This window comes from Vibrio sp. 10N.286.48.C11 (assembly GCF_041469805.1).
GTDB classification, from domain to species: domain Bacteria; phylum Pseudomonadota; class Gammaproteobacteria; order Enterobacterales; family Vibrionaceae; genus Vibrio; species Vibrio crassostreae_C.
In genome coordinates, this window is record NZ_JBFRLK010000046.1 from 49,658 (window position 1) to 68,639 (window position 18,982).

The following is an 18,982-nucleotide window of genomic DNA, read 5'->3' on the forward strand; positions in this document are numbered from 1 at the left end:
GCGACTACCTCTTCAATGCAGACTTTAGTTGTTCAATGGTTTGATACTCTACTGTGTAGCCAAAGTAACCCGGGCCCGCGACTTCGATGCCTTTGTCAGTGCGCCATTTAGGGTCGCAAGGGTAGGCGATAAGGTCGATGCGCTGCCCGTAACGAAGTTGTTCGGTTGTGATTGGCTTACCCGTTTCATGATCCAAGATCGAAATAAGATCTGGTGTTGATGCCAGCAGGTTATCTTGGTTCATGTCGGCGCGGCTTGTGCCTTTGTGAGCGAGAAGTAATTCGTTTTGGAACTGTACAAATACGTTATCGACACCGGTATCTTCAAACTGAGCCAGCTTTTCAATCACGACACCGCCTGTTGCAAAGCCACCATCGGTTTCACGTTGTATATCAACAATCTTGCCACTGATGATGGTATGGCCGCCGACAATGTCTAACACGGCCTGTGTGCCACTTTGATTGTTGTCATTCGCCAGTCTAATCGCTTCACCAATCTTCATTGCTTGAGTCAGTGTTGCAGGCAGTGCGCTGCGTTTTAGGTTCTTACCATTCATTGGGTAATCGCACATTGCTGCAGATCCGCCCATCTGTTCGGTAATTGGTCTCGCAAACTTTTCAGACCAAATACCGTCAATTGGGTAAAGTGTGACGACATTGCCACGCTCATCGGCCAATGTGTTTGGTGCCGAAGGGAGACCATCAAGAAAGAACGTCACCATCTGAGCTTCTGGGAATGCACGTCCCATCGCATCACAATCGATCACAGGAATGTTCTTTTGCGCTGCAACGAGAATTGGAATCAGCGAATTAAAACCGCCCACTTCGATAGGAAACGTTGCCGCTACTTCAGTGCCGAGCGCTTTTTCCATCGCTTCGAATGCAATTAGCATTTGATCTTTCGAATTGAGTTTCTCTACTGCGACGGTTGGTGCGCCAATCATTGAAGAGGGGACTGTCATCCAATTGTCTTGCACGTCTTCTAAAGGAATCATGCGTACAGGGTGCTTTGCCGTTGCAATGGCTACTTTCGCCATCAAGGCACCGCTGTATGGGTCACCGCCGCCGCCAGTACCTAATACCGTCGCACCAAGCGCGATATCATCAATCATTTGTTCAGTAATAATCACAACTACTATTCCTTATCACTTGAAGGAGAAAGCTTCATTAGGGCGAGGTAAATCACACCAGCGGCAAGAATGCCGTCTAACGCCGATATGCTGGTGAACGAAAACAGGTTGAAAAACTCTGGTGCGGTACAAGCGCTGAAGACAGTACCAAATGCCCAAGAAGCTAAACCTTTAAACATCCAAGCTGGAACTTGCTGGATGTTCTCAAAGCTCATTTTTGTTGAATCTAAAACATAATATTGAACGATGTAGACACCTGCCGCAGGCGCAATGGTTACGCTGAGGAGCATTAAGAAGTCAGTAAACTTGTTCACCATGCCGAGTTGAGCAATGCCAATACCGACGATGGTCATGATCACAACCAGAACAGGGCGCGGAATCTTCGGTAGAACCATCGACATGCATAAGCCGCCAGAGGTCAGGTTGCTACTGTTGGTGGTCCATTGAGCAAACACCAGTACGATGATGGCCGCCATGCCTAAACCTAGGGTGAAGAAGACTTCTACTAGGTCGTCGGTGCCTGTCATTTTGGTCAAGATCAATGCGATAAGAATGATGGCACTGTTGCCGACGAGGAAACCGATACCCGCTCCTAAAATCGCATCACGACGTGTTTTGGCGTAGCGAGCAATATCAGGTGCAGCAACCGCTGCCAAAATCCAGATAGACATAACAAAAGAGATGGCTTGGCCAAGCGTCAAAGGATCTTCAATCGATGGCGCTGTGCCACCTTGATAATCAGCGGCCATAAACAAACCGATGGTAATGAGTGTCACCATCAAAGGCACTGAATAGGTACTGAGTTTGCCTAAAGCACGAACGCCATAGATAGCCGTCATCATCATTAACACACTGCCGCCAATAAGAGCGGTGAGGTGTGAAATTATGATGTCGTATTTCGCCAATGCATCGACCATGATGAAAGCGAAGAAATCAGCCTGGAATGCGAACCAGCCAACTAATGAGATGCCGTTGATGAAACCAAGAATCTTACCGCCGTTACGACCAAATACTGCGCTGCTCACCAGCGGGGTAGACACACCAGCTTGAAAGCCAATGTTGGCACACAGCATCGCGATGATCGCCAATAAACCTGAACCAATAAACGTGGCAAGCAGTGCGTCTTCAAAACCAATACCGCTGCTTAGGATCGAGCCGAGAAACAATCCCGAAATATCGATGCCGATAGCCAACCAAATAAGGCTGATAACCCACCAAGATCGTTTGGCCTTCTCGGGAACGGGTTCCAATTCGAAGTCATCTATCTTTTTGTGGCTGTGTGTTGCTTCGGGTTTATTCACGTAAGCTTCTGCCGCCATATTGCCATCCATGCATTGTTATTCCATAAGTGTGAATAAAGCATACTGATGTATTTATTGTTAATAAATGAATATAATCAGATATAAACATAACAAAAAACAAATGTGAGTGGCAAAGTGAATTCAAACAATAAGTTAGATAAAAGAGACCTGCGAAGATTAGAGCTTTTTTGTGAAATTGCTGAGCAAGGTGGCATCAATCAGGCGGTCGCAAGCACTGGTATTAGCCAACCTGTGCTGAGTAATCAGCTTATTGCCTTGGAAAAAAGCCTAGAATTAACATTATGCCAACGTGGAAGAAGGGGGTTTAAGCTGACTCACGAGGGTGAGCAAGTGTATAAATATGCGAACCAACTAAAATCGACCTTAACCGACTTCGCTTATAAGTTACGAGGTGTACAGACAGAACTTTCTGGGCATGTGCGAATTGGATGCTTGGATAACACCGTCACTTTGCCCTATAACCCACTTCCTAAAGCGATCGAGACGTTTTACCAACGCAGTAACAGTGTAGAGGTGAGTGTTGATGTCGGCGATTTCACTCAGTTGAATGAGAAGTTAGCAAAGAACCAGATTGATATGATGATAGTGGTTCTAGGGTCACATCAAAAATCAGCGTTTCAACATAAATACCCACTGTTTGAAGAGCACAGTTATTTGTATGCGCGTAAGGATCTGGCTGAGAAGATCATGGACAAGGATTTCTCATTGGATGGCTGTCGTATCAACATGGGGGGCTATGCCAAAGATGAGATGTTCCGATTACTGAATATTGAGCAGTACGATTCCGTAAAGCCTTTTGATGGCTGGCATGTCGAGTCGGGTGTAATTTTAACCTTGGCGGGCACACACCTGAGTTTTTTACCGTCTCACTTAATCGACCGTGGCCATTATGACCAAGCCTTGATTCCGCTTCAGCCCGAGAAATGGAGCCTCAAGAGCCAGTTTTACGTGGTGTTGAAGCAACCTGTGGATTCCCTTTCTCCCGCCGCGCGTGCGTTTTTTGATGAGCTACACCAACCGGAAGCATCGGATTCAATATAGAAAACTCGTCGCTTCTCAATGGCACTTAAGATACTTTCCCTTATGCAAAAAAAACTCTGCCAAGACAGAGGGTTTTTGCTTTTATGCTTTATGAGTGAAAACTAACGGTTCTCAAAGCGGTTGTAATCCAACAAACCAAACTCGATTGGTTGGTCTTGTTGATACCAACGATGAACGCGATCACTGAATGGCCAGAACTCGCTAGAACTGCGTCGTACCGCAAACTTGTCTAGCAGCGCCACGTAGTCCTCTTCCGTGTTTAAGTTTTGCAGCGTTTTGACCAGAGTCGGAATCTCGCTCTCGGTTAATGACAGGTAAGCCGCAGGGTAGCTACCGACAACGCCTCTTACGAGGGTTAGGTCATCATTGGCGTAATCACGGTTACCTTCTTCATTAAACAAGCTAGAAATGTTGCTGTGCGCATTATTGTGAATCATGGTGAACAGCTGTTCTTCGCCGTTTTCGCCTTCAATCATGATCATGACTAATTGAGGTACATGACGTAGGCCTTCTCCCTTAATCAAATTCACTTGATTAAGCAGTGCTTCATTCTTTTTACCAAAACCTGTTTCAACAATATCAAAGCGATTATCGAGGACAGGTGCGAGCTTATCTGTGATCATGTTAAGCAGTTCACGCTTAGGATCGGCCGTTTTGTAAACCACACTGGTTGGTTGTTCAAAAGGTGCAATATTACGCTGCAAGTAGTCGCTCAATTGTGTGCTTTGGTTTTTATACCAACTTGAGTGTTCAATATGTCGCACGTCTTTAGGAAGAAGGGTTAAGAAATTACTCTCACCTTCAAGGCGTAAGAAGTCCATGAACATGCGTGTAATCAGTTGGTGGCCAAAGTTACCGTAGACATCGAAGCCTGCGACGAGAAGATAATGAATGCGTTCTAAAAGAGCATAATCAAGAATCCATGCCGTCTTAGGTTGCGTGCCAACTAACCCTTGCACAACAGAGGCACTATCAAAATGTCTAAAGATGGTGAGGGCTGCATTTGGGTTGACGTCATCGCCATCCCAAATGATGTCAGTGTCCAGGTTTACGCCACTTTCAAACCATTGGTTGGTGAAGTCTGATTTGGCATTTAGGTATCGTGCTTGTTGCTTCGCGTATCTTACCCAATTAGTGACAGGAACCGTATTGCTGTCTAGCTCACTAGGTAGCTTTAAGTTTTTCTTTTGGCTCGCGTAGAAGGCATTTATTTCTGGTAAGTCGGCTTTCTCGGGGTCAATGAAGAAAATCCAAAAACGATCGTTAATCACGTTTAGAGCAAGTTGACCTCGACACACTGGCCCTTTGATAAAGGCCATGATGGTGTTTTGAGCATTGTCCAACATGAAGTGGAAGCGCGAGTTTACTGGCAGCGCTTCAAACGAAGTCATTGGGTTAGCAGAAACATCAATGTTGTAACTAGGAAGTTGTTTTACTGAGTAATTCGCATCGACAAACCAGTTATTCCACTTTTGTAGACGTTCTTTATTAAGTGCGAAAGGCATGTGCGTTTTGTCGACGATGCTGCCTTGCTCTGGAATCAGGCGGTAGTAAACACGGTCTACTTTTGGATCGTCATAAGGGCGACGAGTCGTGATGCGTTTTACCGCTTCACCTGGTGGTGTTGCAGAGCGAACAACAGTGAAGAAACGTGTGGGTTGAGCTAAATCAGAAAAATAGACGTGAGATAAAAACAGGTGCTCATAGATGTAACGAGCTGAAAGTTGGCTCTTATTGTCACTTTTATTTAAAAAGCTTTCGTAGACATTAACGAGCTCTTGTTCCGTATCATTCAGCGGGATATGGTCGTTCATCAACGCGCCATTTTCTAACCAACTCATTAAAGTTGCGTATTCTGTTTTATCTAAATTTGGCATCCCATACGGCATTCCCCAAGTTGGGTAATCTCTCTCATATTGGGCATACTCTTCAATCGTTGGGCACTGTTGGTCTCGGTCGGTTGAAAAGTCGAAACCTTCTAGCTGGGTTTGATCGGGTAGAGGGTGATTCTCTTTCTGGATCAACATACGAGAAACAAGACCTGCATCGAGGTTAGCGGTTGAGTTCTGCATACGCTCATTGAGGACAGGATGAAAATCCGCATCACGCCACTCTTGTGTGGTTATAGCATCTTCAAACAAGCGAGTAGGGGCAGAAGCAGTTAAACGGGTACCTTGATAAACGAGTGCTTTGCTTGCACCTCGGTCTATACCTTCTACTGAAGACATCTTTAACTGGCAGGGCGCATCATAACAAGCGTGACAAACCACGCATCGGTTATCAATGATGGGTTTTACTTCGTTAATGAAGTGCTGTGCTTGAGCCGAAAGAATAGGGGCTTGGCGATCGCGTACTTGTTGCTCACCAAACAACTCGTCGAAGTTTAAACCCGCGTAGACGGCACAACCTGAGAAGACGCTAACAAAAGCTAAAATGAAGAGTTTTTTCAAATTCATACGTATTTATATATTAAGCATTTTCTCTAATTATATCGAAAATGATTGAAAATGCTCATGTTCTAACAATCTTATAGATAAGATCTTGATGGAACCGAGTAACTTGTCGATGCAAGTCACTCGCTTTTGCTCATAAATTAGGGCTTAGACCTAGCCAGATTAAACACTAAGAGCTAACAGCCATGAGCTAAGAGTAAGACTCATTGATTGACGTAACAAACAGAGAAAGGGACAGACAATCGCTCAAACTCTTTAATCCAGCGCCACTGGTTGTCTTGCAGTTTATCGCCAGGGCCTTTGACTTCAATCCAATGAAACTCATTGCCCTTGAATGCAATCAAATCTGGCATCCCAGTTCTAAACAGCTTTAAGTCACTCAATATTACTTTGAAGAGATCGACAACTAAGGCATTTGGAATCGAAGTCACGCTGTGTTCGATAAGTATCTTAGGGAAATAATTCCAGTGAACAAAGGGGTTCGCGATACCTAGCTTTTCATCGTGAGTATCAGGCAAATGGTTCAGCCCATGTTTGGATATCATCTGAAACACGGCTTCAATCTGTTCGGCTCGCTTGTCTGCGAAATCTGAATGGTACAGATCCAATGGTCGATGTTGGTATCGATTGATAAAGGCGCCTTCAACGTCTGCGAAAACGACATCCCAGAAAGCCAAACCAAACAAGCCACACAGAAAACTGTTTTCAGAAAAGTAGACATCCCAACCTTGGTTCTCATAATGCTGCTTCACCGCAAGCTCGACTCGCGTTTGGCTGAGGTCTAATTCCAGTTTTAACTCTTTGCAACTCGGCTTTATGGTTCGTGAAACTTTGTGCCCCTGTTTCCGTAGCAGCCGGTCTTCAAGCTTAATAGCGACTTCCAACTCTGACACATCCGATGGAGTAGCTTTCATTTGCGTGACAATGTCACACATTAAGTCTAGCGTGCCTTGCTTATCATAGATGCGTGCAAGTCGTTCTCTGCTCGGAGGAAGTGTAGATTGTCTGAACCAAAAGATAGCTTGGTCGTTTAGATTAAGCCTTTCAAGATCGCGAGCAATATCATTGATCAAACGCGATCGTTTTCTGGCAATACTTCTGTGTTCTGATTCTTCAGGAATCGCATTTAAAAGCAGTTCCAGAAACTCGCCATCTTTGCGGTCACCTTCTGAATACAAGCGTTGAATATCGCGCATCTGGATTAATTGATTGAGCTGATCCCTAGAGGTGAAGAAGCGGTGTTGCTTGCTTAATGGGTAGTTCTCAAAGGTGTTTAGCCCAAGGTCGCTTAACACGAACTGACTTAAGTCTTGATAGGTGTTGGCAAAGTACAGCAACAGTAATACATCAATCACTTGAGATTCGATGACGTAAATACAGTCGAAAGAGAGGTTTTGAAATTGATCAAAAGGTTGCTGATCAAGCCGTAACAACAGCTCGTCTTTCTTGGCATTTCTATGGATCTTAAGGGCGGGGAATACACTCAACAGCTCTGGTTTGGTGAGCAAGTGAAACCCGAGCTCGACCTCACTAATGGCGAGGTCATGCTGTTCTTCGGGATGACTCAACCCAATGAAGCCTGAGCTGTTTAGCTCTTGCAGTACGGTCTTTAGATCTGGGATCTCAACATAGTTGAGTTTATCGCTGCGAAACCAACGGCCTTTACGAGAAAGCAAACGAACCATTAGGCATTGGCTTGAAACAGAAAGACGTTTGTATGCGGACAACCAACGACATTCATCATCACTCAGAAGATCGGGGTAGAGCGTTTGAGCGTGTTCAACCAGTCGATTGAAGTTGTCGAGATAATAAGTGGGGGAGAGCTGAAGAGTGGTTTCGGTCGTCAATGGAGAAGTCGCTTGATACAAAAAGAGCCTAACCCTAAGGTTAAGCTCTTCAGTAACAAATTCAATCTTTTCTGTTGATTAAGCTTGTGATGCTTTTAGTTCAGCAACTTTAGCTTCAGAGATTGGTTTAGTGATGATTGCTAGAACAATACACACTGCCATCATAACTGCAGAGATTGTGTAAGCTAGGCCGTAACCTTCGCCGTTTGACATTGAGAAGCCAACAACTGCTGCACCGATAGCGCCGCCGATACCCCATGCCGTGTAAAGCACGCCGTAGTTAGTACCGTAGTTTTTCAGGCCGTAGAACTCAGCAGTTAGTGTTGGGAATACTGCTAGAAGCGTACCGTAACCAACCGCTGCGATAGCCGTACCAATGATTAGCGTGAATTCAGAGTTGAACGTAGCGAATAGAGCCATGTTCGCGCCTTGAAGGATGAACGCTAGAAGTAGAGTACGTACGCCACCGATTTTATCTGCAAGCATACCCGCAGCAACACGGCCGCCTGAGTTGAATACTGCAAGGATAGACGCTAGGTAAACTGCGTTTGGCAGGTTAGCTTGAACGCTAGCAATTGTAGTGATGTTACCGATGATCATTAGACCAACAGATGCAGCGAATGCGTACATGATCCATAGAGAGTAGAACTGAGGAGTCTTCAGCATTACTTTCCAAGTTAGGTCTTCAGTCTTCTTAACCGCTTTAGGAGCTTGGCCTGCTTTTACTTTAGGCTCAGCTGGCGTGTAATCCGCTGGTGGGTTGTTGATTGTTGCTGCTAGAGGTACTGCGATTGCAAGTACACCAACACCAAGAATCATAAAGCTAGTTTGGATACCCATGCTGTCGATTAGCGCAGAAGTTACTGGTGCTAGGTAAATAGCCGCAAGACCGAAGCCTGCTGCGATAAGACCGTTAACCATACCTTTCTTAGAAGAGTGGAACCACTTCATTGCTGATGGAGACAGACATGCGTAACCGAAGCCGATACCTGCACCTGTTATAATACCGAACGTGATGTTCAGCATCATAGGCGTTGTAGCGAAACCAGAAGCAATCATACCTAGGCCTGTAAGCGCTGTACCTAAGATAAGGATCTTACGTGGCCCCATACGGTCTTGTAGGATGCCCGCAACAAGAAGAGAAACAGAGAATGTGATAGTTGCAATAGCGTAAGGTGAAGATGCTTCAGCAGCACTCCAACCAGCTTCAGTTACTAGCGCTTTGTTAAATACACTCCAAGCATACAGGATGCCAAGACAAAGGTTGATACAGAAGCCTGCTAGCAGGATACGTGTTGCTTTATCAATCTTGCTCATTTTTATTCTCAGTTTTGTCATCGGTTAGTGGAGAGCCACTTAACTAAAGACGGGTTATTGTGATTGTTTCTTCAAAATTAGTTTGCGTTTATCAACAGATAGCGCAAAAGAGCGCGGATTATAACCAATTAAAAAGTGATTGGAATCTCTTTTTCCATTTTTGGTAAATTAAATTCAATTTGTTAATAAGTTGTTTTTCATTGGTTTTTGAAATGTTTTTAACACCTCTCTATTTTGTTCTTTTTCGCTCTGTCTTCTTATTATTTCAGGGATTTTGAGGTGATGGTTTTTGAATAGACGCGTATTGCGTGCTGATATCACAGAGTTACAAATAATTTTAATTAATTTCCAAGGTTAAATTTGTGTAACAAAATAAATCGTAACAGCGCTTTGCTCATATGAGACAAGGAGTAACGGAGTTTTATTAAAAACAGAATGTTAAGCAATTGTTAAGGGTGATTTTTGTTAGTACTTTTGCTTACATTTTGTTCGATTGGAGGGGTTGTGTTGTCCGTAAAAAGTGGGAAAATAGTATGCAAACTGAGATTCCAAATTTGAAAGGATGCGTTTCCAACTTATGGTGAGGCGAGTATTATGAAACTGTTTTTAATTTTATTGATGTCAATTTCTGGTGGTGTAGCGGCAGCTGACCATATTCACTCTTTCCTATTCGGCTTCTATGTTGCGGCTCTAGCAGTTGGTAGTTGCTACTGGCTTGCATTCCGCAGTACGCGTTTCCCACAGTTGGCATTAGTGCTATTGATGTGTGGCTTTTTTGCGAAAATTGCAGTTACTGTTATCGGTGTTTCTTGGGGTATCTCGAACGATATCATTCAATCGCCGTTCATTTTCTCATTGTCATACCTGTTCTTCTTAGTGGTTGTGTCTTACGTTTGGTTTGCATACCGCGATAAATTGACGCTAAAACAACGCGCTAAGAAGGTAGAAGAGTCTCGCAAGCAAGCGGCAGCATAATTCGATTTGATTCTTAAAAAGCCTTCTTCGGAAGGCTTTTTTGATCCTGCCTACCTGAACTCTATTATGTGGTTATGACGGCAGATAAAAGAAACCCCAGTATGGTGACATACTGGGGTTACTTGTTATGTATCTATTATCTAGCAGTTACCATCTACCAAAGACTAGTCTGAAGGTGTGTTATTTCTTCATCATCTTAGCGAGATCGGCGAACGGGTTGTGTGTCGCTGACTGATGATCATCTAAACTCGCTTTTGCATCCACACCATAACGCTCATGGTCAGTGTATTTTGAATGCTCATGATCGTGACAGTACAGGCACAGTAGCTCCCAGTTGCTGCCATCTTCAGGGTTGTTTGTATGGTCGTGATCCACGTGGTGAACGGTAAGCTCTCGGAGGTTTGAGTAAACAAATTCGCGCGCACATTTACCACAAACCCAAGGGTACAGTTTTAGTGCTTTTTCGCGGTAGCCTTTCTCTTGGCGAGCATACGCTGCACTCGAACCTGTGAAATCAGAAGACATTGCCAAATCCTTATCAATTGTAATATCCCGATTTTATCACAGCTTTCTTGAAGCTGTCGGTATGTCGTTCGTAAAATCATTGCTAAATGATGCAGTGGACTTATCGATATTAGATTGAAGTTTGAATACAGACTTACCTTCTACACATTAACGCTTAAGCGGGTTATGTCTTTCTGGAATAAGCCATGCTTAACAGTTTGAAAATAAATCGTATTCAGGGGTTTTAACCGCAGGCATGTGACCTAATATCAGTTTGTGAGACCCTATATTAATAAGGAAATATCATGTCAGAACAATACACTCCGCCAAAAGTTTGGGTTAACGATACTGCTGGTGGTAACAAGTGGGCAAACATCAATAGTCCTGAATCTGGAGCTCGCTTTGATAAAGAGCTTCCTGTTGGTGACCATGCTTTTCAATTGTATTCTCTTGGCACACCTAACGGTCAAAAAGTCACTATCTTGCTGGAAGAGTTGTTAGCGGCGGGTGTTAAAGAAGCTGAATATGATGCGTACTTGATCAACATCGGTGAGGCTGATCAGTTCTCTTCTGGCTTTGTTGGCGTGAATCCAAACTCCAAAATACCAGCACTTGTCGACAAGTCTGGTGACGAAGACGTGAATGTATTCGAATCGGCATCTATCTTGATGCATCTAGCAGAAAAATTTGGTCACTTCTTACCAAAAGAAGGGGCAGCAAGAACGCAAACCATTAACTGGTTGTTCTGGGCACAAGGCTCGGCACCATTCCTAGGCGGTGGTTTCGGCCACTTCTACGCTTACGCGGATGAAAAGCAAGAGTACCCAATTAACCGCTTCGCAATGGAAGCTAAGCGTCAACTAGATGTGTTAGACAAACAGCTCGCAAATAACACATTTGTGGCGGGTGACGAGTTAAGCATCGCTGATATCGCGATTTGGCCTTGGTATGGCAACCTTGTGCTAGGCAAAATTTACGATGCGGCCGAGTTTCTACAAGTTGAGTCATACACCAACGTTGTGCGCTGGGCGAAGCAACTAGAAGCGCGCGAAGGCTTCCAACGCGGCCGAGTGGTTAACCGTTCATTTGGCGAAGAGTGGGAGCAAGTACCAGAGCGCCACTCTGCAGAAGACATTGACCGAGTTTTAAAGCTTAAGCCTTAGTTCTTTTTTGAACGTGTTTTTGGCAGATATACCCTATCGGTCTTAATGTTAATGGCTAATTGAAACGCCATATCTCAATCGAGATATGGCGTTTTTCCGTTTTAAGGTAGGGAGAGGTTTTGTAATTGGAATGAGAGTCTCAATTATCATTTTATTTTTCTTATTCAATCGCTTATGAGTAATGGTTTTTGTGGTTAAGACAAAAAACAATAGTCATCGAGGTGGAGTAAATCTATAAGATAACGGTCCACTTTAAATTACGACTAACTTCGCTCAATGAAAAAAAACTTAATTGCGTTGGCTATCATATCCACGGCTCTTTTAGGGTGTAATCACGACTCACTAAGCTATAGTGGTGGCCCTGATACGGCTCCTCCAACAGATATTGTACCACCAACGGACATTCTTCCTCCGACAGATATTGTTCCACCAACGGATATTCTTCCGCCGACTGACATTATTCCACCAACAGATATTATTCCCCCAACAACTTACATCGGTTCACTGTTGTCGAGCGGGGCGTTTGTTTCTGGAGATGTGTACTGTGACGGCATTCATCTTGAAAACGGAACGTTCAGTGTAAAACAAGGCGTGAGTTTTAGTTGTACCTTGGGTCACCTTACTTTAGGTGATTTCACGGCTCCTTTCCCCGAAGTCACAGAAAGCACGATTTCAAATGATGCGCTTCATGCGGCATTTGAGTTGACAGAATTACATGGAGACAACGTTACCAAGGTACTCGAATCAATTGATGTTTGTGAGACTGAAAGTGCTATCTGTTTAAAAGAACTGGATGCTTTTGATATTGAAGGTGTGTTCTCGCAACTTGATGATCAAGATGCTGTCGATGCGTACTTTTCATCGAAAGAAGAAGAGTCTACAGATGAAGTAGGTAAGGCTCCTAGTTCACACGTAGACACAACAGTTGTTCCTGCGGTTGACCCTAATGCGGACAATAACCTTAACGCTGGTTTTGTTTCTGCAGACGCAGAGTCTACCTATGCTTATAAGCCAAGTGTTGAAGGTAAGGTGTTAACTCGCAGTAAGCTTACAGACGCTAATGGTACGCCGATTTCTGGGATCAGTTTCTTTTCGGCTAACGCGACGGGCGTGACGGATGAAGAGGGAGTCTTTGAGTACCTGTGGGGCGACAGAATCGTTTTTGGTATTGATACGTTTGAGTTTGGCTCCATTACGGGTAATCAGGTTGCTTATAAATTGTCTGATGTGACCAATAATGTGGTTGAGAAAGCGAATATCCAGTCATTACTAGAGCGCTATGCGGTTGATCATGTAAGTTATTATGAGATATCTGAAGAAGTCCAAGATACCTTTTCAAATTACCCTAACGTTATAAATGAGTTGATCAACCTAACTCTGCCAAATGGGGGGCTGATAGAGGGTACAGACTTCGAACTTCCTAATGAGTTTGTTGGTCAGTTTAGCCAAGGGTTAACGGCAGTCATTGATGAGCAGCTGCGCCAAACGCCTCAGTTTATGGATTATGTTCGTCAACCTGCCGTTTTATCTATGAATTCTGGTCAGTATGTAACAGAGTCTCTGCAGCAAATCTTCCACAACGTCACCAAATTCCATGTCTTCAATGACAATGGTAGCTTTTACGGTGCGACGGGGTATACCCGTGGTATGCGAGCTCTGAACATATCGAACAGAGCATTCCCTGTGGTGATGCCAAGAACTGATAAAAACCGTGAGCTTTACTTTGGTGAGCAACAGGCTTGGACTCGTGAAGGTAAGCCTTACATCGCACAACACCCAAGCATCTCGATGCCTCCGATTCCTTTAGTCTCTGAAGACAACGCGACTTATGGTTTCCCATTCGTTACTGCAGGCGAGATAGGCAAAGGTAAGGTCGTGTTCATGGGCAATGGCTTATATCCAAGTATTCTGTCATGCCCAGAGAATTATTGGGCTAATCGCACATTACATATCGACAGCAACAAACAACAGTGCACTGTTTCGACGTTTGAAAACCTACTACATGATGACCAAGGCAGCATGAGGTTGTTTTTCTCGAACTTGTTTGAGTGGTTCAATAATGGTTTGCCTATTGCTGGGATGAATGCAGTGACCAATATTGACCAAGCCTATTCGGCTTATCACCACTCCACAATGGGTAAGCAGTACACGTTTTTTGTTAGTCCTCAGTATGGTTTTGCGTCAGTAGAAAAGCGTGGTTCAGGTGACTTTGATGATTTGGATGCGAGTAATACGCCGATTTTGATCCTTCAGGCATACCCACCTAAGTTGGTTCAAGATGGCATGACTAACCAGTTTGTTGCTGACTTGGATAACCCGAACTTAAACCAAGACGATATTACGGCTCTTATTAACTATGTTAATGACGGTGGCAATATCTTGTTTATGGATGCGATTCAAACGACTAATCCTGAACCTGTTGGACGCTTGGCAGATGCCGTAGGTGTATCTCTTGGTGGTGAAAACGTTACCCCGACAAACCAAGCTTTCTGCGGTAGCTCTTATTACTGCCAAGCACCTTATCCTAATCTTCACGTGAAGAGTCAAAAGGAAATGTTGGTTCTTGAGCGTTTTCAAGATAACCAAGGAGAGCCTCCATTCACGGTAAATCAAGATGGTACGGTTGAGTGGATCAAAGATGAGTCCAAGATTAAGTTTGAGATCCCGACTTATGAGGTTACTAAGTTAGACGCTGAAGGGAAGCCAGTGCTTGATGCGTCTGGTGTAACAGTAATGGAGAAAAAATCCGCACGTATCTTTGTTGAATCGGCAGAAGAGCGTGAAGCGGCGATCAAAGAACTGCAATCTGCATTTGTTGGAACTGATCTTTGTACAAACGATTATGAATATGAATTTAACTGTATTGAGACTCGTTCTGGAGACGGTGTTACTGTTCGCGGTGCTTATTATCGCGCAGACTTTGATCGCTATGAAGTAAGTGAAGCTGTTGTTGGTAGCATGGTTAAAGCGGCGAACTTGGGCACTAACTTTACGGCGCTTTATGAGCATGAAATTTACTATAGAACAAAAGGTACTCAAGGTAAGCGTCTGTCTAACAGCGAATTGAATCAAGCGTTTGATAACCTGTCTGTTTGGATGTGGAATGACAACGCATACCATTTTGAAACAGAAATACAAGATGAGTTGGGGTTCAAGCAGGCTGTTCAGTTCCTTAACTGTTATACCGAAGACTTACATCAAACAGACACAATGGATGCACAGTGTCCTGTTGACTTAAAAGCGTCGTTAGTCGCTAATGGAATGATTCATGGCGAAGGTGAGTTATCTGGGCAGTTGAATCCTAGCTATCCATTAAATTACATGGAGAAACCTCTGACTCGTATTATGTTGGGGCGCTCATTCTGGGATCATGAAATCGTTGTTGATACCACAATGTATCCGGGTCGAACTTCGGGGGCATCTTCGTCAAGTACGGTAATGGTTCAGACCAACGGTAAAGCGGTGACGTATTCGGCAGGAAACAATCAATCGACAGGTCTGTGGGCACCTCAATTACAAGAAGTAACTATTCAAGATGGCGTGGCAGCTACGATTACTGTGATGATCGCGGATGATCTTACAGGTAAGCCGAATCACGAAACGAGTTTGAAACGCCCTCCACGTATGCAAACCAGCTTTGACTACAATGGTTCGAGCTTAACTTTCAAGGTTCCATATGGTGGCCTTATTTACATTCAACCGAAAGTAAAAGAGCTTGGTGAAGTCTCGTTTAGCATTGATGGCGCGTTAAAAGCGGCTTGGTGGAAAGAGGGACAGTGGATTAACACTATTCAATCGGCAGACGCACCAATTGCAGAAATCGATACGGGTTCATTTATTTACACTACACCAATCAGGAATCTAGAATCCGCTGATTTGAACCAATTCGCAACAGATATGAATCGATTCGCTGAAGCGGCAAGTGACTTCTACGGGCGTGATGAGAAACAAAGCACTGGTTTACACCGTAGGTTCACTTATCCAGAACTGAATGCGTTCCGCCATCGTTTTGTGAATGACGTGCAGATTTCGATTGGCGCTGCTCACTCTGGCTACCCAGTGATGAATTCAAGCTTTAACGCAAATCGGACATACATTCCAACCAACCCTGTGAACGATTGGTTGTTGTGGCATGAAGTTGGTCACAACTTAGCATCAGCTCCTTTCCTTGCGGCTGGTAGTACAGAAGTGACCAATAACCTTCTTGCGTTGTATATGCAGGAGTTAGAGGGGCGCAATGCAAACCCTGAAATGGATCGTATTAAATCGGATATTAAGAAAGCACCTAAATGGCTAGAGCTTAATAATGAACATGCGTGGTCACATGGTGATGCAGGTTTACGATTAGTTATGTTTGGTCAGCTAAAAATCTGGGCAAAATCGAACTTTGCAATTGATGATTGGTATACACGCGGCGCAAGCCAATCTGATGTGTATGGTGAAGATGAAGGCTGGAACATGTTCAAACTTATGCACCGTAAAGCTCGAGGTGATAGAGAAGGCGACTCGAATACGAACTATTGTAGTGCTAGCGAGACTGGGCTTTCTGGTGGAGACCTAATGATGGTGTGCGCTTCTTATGTTTCAAACTATGACTTAAGTGACTTCTTTGAAGTTTGGAACGTGGGCGAAACGTCCATGACTAATGCTGATGGCACGAAGTCTTATAGTGGCGGAATTAGCTCTAAAGGTCTTAGTGCGGTTGAACAATTAAAACTAGAGAAACCAAACAACAGTCCTTTGAATGTTGATTCAATTTACTAACGCTAATTATTGCTAAAGCATTTTATAGCTTAAAAACAAACGCCACACTGAAACTACGTGTGGCGTTTTTGTTGGAATGCTCTAGAAATTTCAGCTAGATCAGTCTTCTACATGATGTTTAATACTTCGGCTGCCATTGGTTGACTGTCCTTGCTAGAGAAAGCAGGTTAAACTGCGCGTATCATAATTCTAAAGGATGGTGCCATGTACCACGGTCATATCTATTTCCCTCTGCGATTTGCAGAGCAGGCAGAAACACTGCGTCAGAAAATTCTATCGGAACGTAAAGATGTATTAGAGGTTTTTCCACTAATACAGCGTTTGGTTGGTCCACATAAGATGCCAATGTTTGAGATTCACTTTGCGAACAAAGAGTCGGGCATTGTTGAATGGCTTGAGCAAGAACGCGGTGATATGTCGGTGCTTATTCACCCTGTAACTGGCGGTGAAGAAACTTTGGATCACACAGTACGAGCGATCTGGCTTGGTCGTGAATTGGGTGTCTTTGAAGAAACGCTTACTAGCTAATCAAATATACCAATATTGCACTTAACTCATTCCGACCGGAAAATACATGAACAATAAAAAGGCTCCTCAAATGAGGAGCCTTTGTTTTAAGGAGCCGTTTTACCAAGAAACCGGTTATCAAGAGCCTCTGGTTATCGGGCTGAACCGTTAACCAGAGTAGGGGGATTAAGCCTCTGCAGTTACCTTAGAGTCACTCATCTTTTTAAGAGCCGCGTAACCAAAGCCTGTTACCGCTGTACCTGCTGCAATCGCCAATAGGTACATTAGAACTGGAGAGATAGCACCAGGAATCAGTAGTACGAATAGACCGCCGTGTGGAGCCATTAGCTGAGCACCAAACATCATTGATAGAGCACCTGTTAGTGCACCACCTGCCATACAAGCTGGGATAACACGCATTGGATCTTTCGCTGCGAATGGGATTGCACCTTCAGAGATGAAACATAGGCCAAGAACGAATGATGCTTTACCTGCTTCACGCTCGCCTGCTTCAAACTTGTCTTTCACTAGGAAAGTCGCAAGGCCCATACCTAGAGCTGGAACCATACCTGCTGCCATGATAGCTGCCATTGGTGCGTAAGTTTGCGAAGCCAGTAGACCAACACCGAATGTGTAAGCCGCTTTGTTTACCGGACCACCAAGGTCGAAACACATCATTGCGCCTAGAATCACACCCAGAAGAATCGCATTAGACGTTCCCATGTTGTTTAGGAAAGTTGTCATCGCGCTCATCACGCCAGAAACAGGGCCACCCACGATGTAAACCATCACAAGACCAGTGAACAAACTCGCGATAAACGGAATGATCAAGATTGGCTTGAGGGCTTCCATGGATTGTGGAAGTTGAACCTTGTCGGCAATGAATTTCGCTGCGTAACCTGCAATGAAACCCGCTGCGATACCACCTAGGAAGCCTGCGCCTGTTGAGCTAGCCAGCATACCGCCGATTAGACCTGGAGCCAGACCCGGACGGTCAGCAATTGAGAATGCAATGAAACCAGCAAGAACAGGAATCATCAGTGCGAATGCGGAGCCACCACCGATAGTCATCAGTGCTGCAGCCAGTGTGCCTTCTTCTTTAAACGCTTCGATACCGAATACGAAAGAGAGTGCGATGATCAAACCACCCGCAACCACTACTGGAAGCATGTGCGATACACCTGTCATTAGGTGCTTGTATACGCCTTTCTTCTCGTCAGCAGGCGCTGAATTTGAAGATGCTGTGTGTTGGTATGGTTTAGCTTCTGCGAATGCTTTTTCCATCTCTTGCTTTGTTTTCTTCAAAGCAGGGCTTGTCGTTGTTTTGTATAGCGCTTTGCCGTTAAAACGATCCAGAGGAACGTCGATGTCTGCTGCGATGATAACTAGATCAGCGTCTGCGATTTCTTGGTCTGTCAGTTGGTTTTTCGCACCTACAGAGCCGCGAGTTTCCACTTTGATTTGGTGACCTAGGCGTTTGCCTTCTGCTTCAAGCGCTTCAGCTGCCATAAAGGTGTGTGCAACACCAGTTGGGCAAGCGGTAATCGCTACGATCTTCTTGCTGCCTGTGCTTGCTGTTGTAGAAGAGTTTGGAGAGGTACCGGTCACTTCAACAGTGCTTTCAGCTTGAGAAGCGTCTAATACCGTTGCTTCTGCTACCGCTTTCTCTAGGAATGCTTTTGCATCAGCTGTGCATTCAGAGATAGCTGCTTGGTACACTTTCTTACCAACAAAACGAGCTTTATCAACATTTTTGTTAGCTGCGATAACTACAACGTCGCTGCTGTCGATAGCGTCTTGCGATACAGTTGAATCAGGTAACACGCTTGATTGACATTCAATAGCGGCGTTCCAACCCAGTGCTTTTGTCGCTTGCTCTAACAAGCCTGCTGCGATGATGCTGTTTGCTACGCCACTAGGGCAAGCTGTGATAATGGTAATATTCATAATAAACCTTTTG

The 18,982-nt window shown here is 44.4% G+C and carries 12 protein-coding genes; 5 read left to right on the forward strand and 7 right to left on the reverse strand.

What is annotated here, in order from left to right; all coding sequences use genetic code 11:
• Window positions 1-4: 4 nt before the first annotated feature.
• Window positions 5-1,129, reverse strand: a complete 1,125-nt coding sequence (locus tag AB4209_RS12730) for a DUF917 domain-containing protein (RefSeq protein ID WP_172379197.1) — start codon at window positions 1,127-1,129, stop codon at window positions 5-7.
• A 5-nt stretch (window positions 1,130-1,134) separates the two neighbouring features.
• Window positions 1,135-2,460: a cytosine permease gene (locus AB4209_RS12735; RefSeq protein ID WP_372056128.1), complete on the reverse strand. Its 1,326-nt coding sequence runs from the start codon at window positions 2,458-2,460 to the stop codon at window positions 1,135-1,137.
• 93 nt (window positions 2,461-2,553) lie between these two features.
• On the opposite strand from AB4209_RS12735, the gene AB4209_RS12740 reads away from it, so the two are divergent.
• Window positions 2,554-3,492, forward strand: coding sequence for a LysR family transcriptional regulator (locus tag AB4209_RS12740; RefSeq protein ID WP_372056130.1), 939 nt, complete (start codon window positions 2,554-2,556; stop codon window positions 3,490-3,492).
• A gap of 101 nt (window positions 3,493-3,593) precedes the next feature.
• Here AB4209_RS12740 and AB4209_RS12745 read toward each other — a convergent pair whose 3' ends face one another.
• From AB4209_RS12745 to AB4209_RS12755, 3 genes are all read right to left on the reverse strand, one after another.
• On the reverse strand, window positions 3,594-5,948 hold the full coding sequence (locus AB4209_RS12745; protein WP_372056132.1) for a fatty acid cis/trans isomerase: 2,355 nt from the start codon (window positions 5,946-5,948) through the stop codon (window positions 3,594-3,596).
• Between the two features lie 200 nt (window positions 5,949-6,148).
• Window positions 6,149-7,813, reverse strand: a complete 1,665-nt coding sequence (locus AB4209_RS12750) for a VRR-NUC domain-containing protein (protein WP_372056134.1) — start codon at window positions 7,811-7,813, stop codon at window positions 6,149-6,151.
• A 57-nt stretch (window positions 7,814-7,870) separates the two neighbouring features.
• Entirely contained in the window at window positions 7,871-9,109 is a 1,239-nt protein-coding gene (locus tag AB4209_RS12755) for an OFA family MFS transporter (protein ID WP_102319844.1), read from the reverse strand.
• 594 nt (window positions 9,110-9,703) lie between these two features.
• Here AB4209_RS12755 and AB4209_RS12760 point away from each other — a divergent pair.
• Window positions 9,704-10,084: a hypothetical protein gene (locus tag AB4209_RS12760; protein ID WP_017064770.1), complete on the forward strand. Its 381-nt coding sequence runs from the start codon at window positions 9,704-9,706 to the stop codon at window positions 10,082-10,084.
• Window positions 10,085-10,264: 180 nt separating this feature from the next.
• Here the strand turns inward: AB4209_RS12760 and AB4209_RS12765 are convergent, their stop codons facing one another.
• Window positions 10,265-10,609 (reverse strand): YajD family HNH nuclease, encoded by a 345-nt coding sequence (locus tag AB4209_RS12765; RefSeq protein WP_017060876.1) that lies wholly within the window; start codon window positions 10,607-10,609, stop codon window positions 10,265-10,267.
• A gap of 284 nt (window positions 10,610-10,893) precedes the next feature.
• Between AB4209_RS12765 and yghU the strand changes: the two genes are divergently transcribed.
• From yghU to AB4209_RS12780, 3 genes are all read left to right on the forward strand, one after another.
• The gene (yghU, locus tag AB4209_RS12770) at window positions 10,894-11,751 is read left to right on the forward strand and encodes a glutathione-dependent disulfide-bond oxidoreductase (RefSeq protein ID WP_017064768.1); all 858 of its coding nucleotides are present in this window, start codon (window positions 10,894-10,896) and stop codon (window positions 11,749-11,751) included.
• A gap of 276 nt (window positions 11,752-12,027) precedes the next feature.
• Complete coding sequence (locus tag AB4209_RS12775) at window positions 12,028-16,515, forward strand: SslE/AcfD family lipoprotein zinc metalloprotease (RefSeq protein WP_102393558.1); 4,488 nt, start codon at window positions 12,028-12,030, stop codon at window positions 16,513-16,515.
• 204 nt (window positions 16,516-16,719) lie between these two features.
• Complete coding sequence (locus tag AB4209_RS12780; protein WP_017064766.1) at window positions 16,720-17,043, forward strand: DOPA 4,5-dioxygenase family protein; 324 nt, start codon at window positions 16,720-16,722, stop codon at window positions 17,041-17,043.
• Window positions 17,044-17,208: 165 nt separating this feature from the next.
• Here AB4209_RS12780 and fruA read toward each other — a convergent pair whose 3' ends face one another.
• Complete coding sequence (gene fruA, locus AB4209_RS12785; RefSeq protein ID WP_102319848.1) at window positions 17,209-18,969, reverse strand: PTS fructose transporter subunit IIBC; 1,761 nt, start codon at window positions 18,967-18,969, stop codon at window positions 17,209-17,211.
• Window positions 18,970-18,982: the final 13 nt, after the last annotated feature.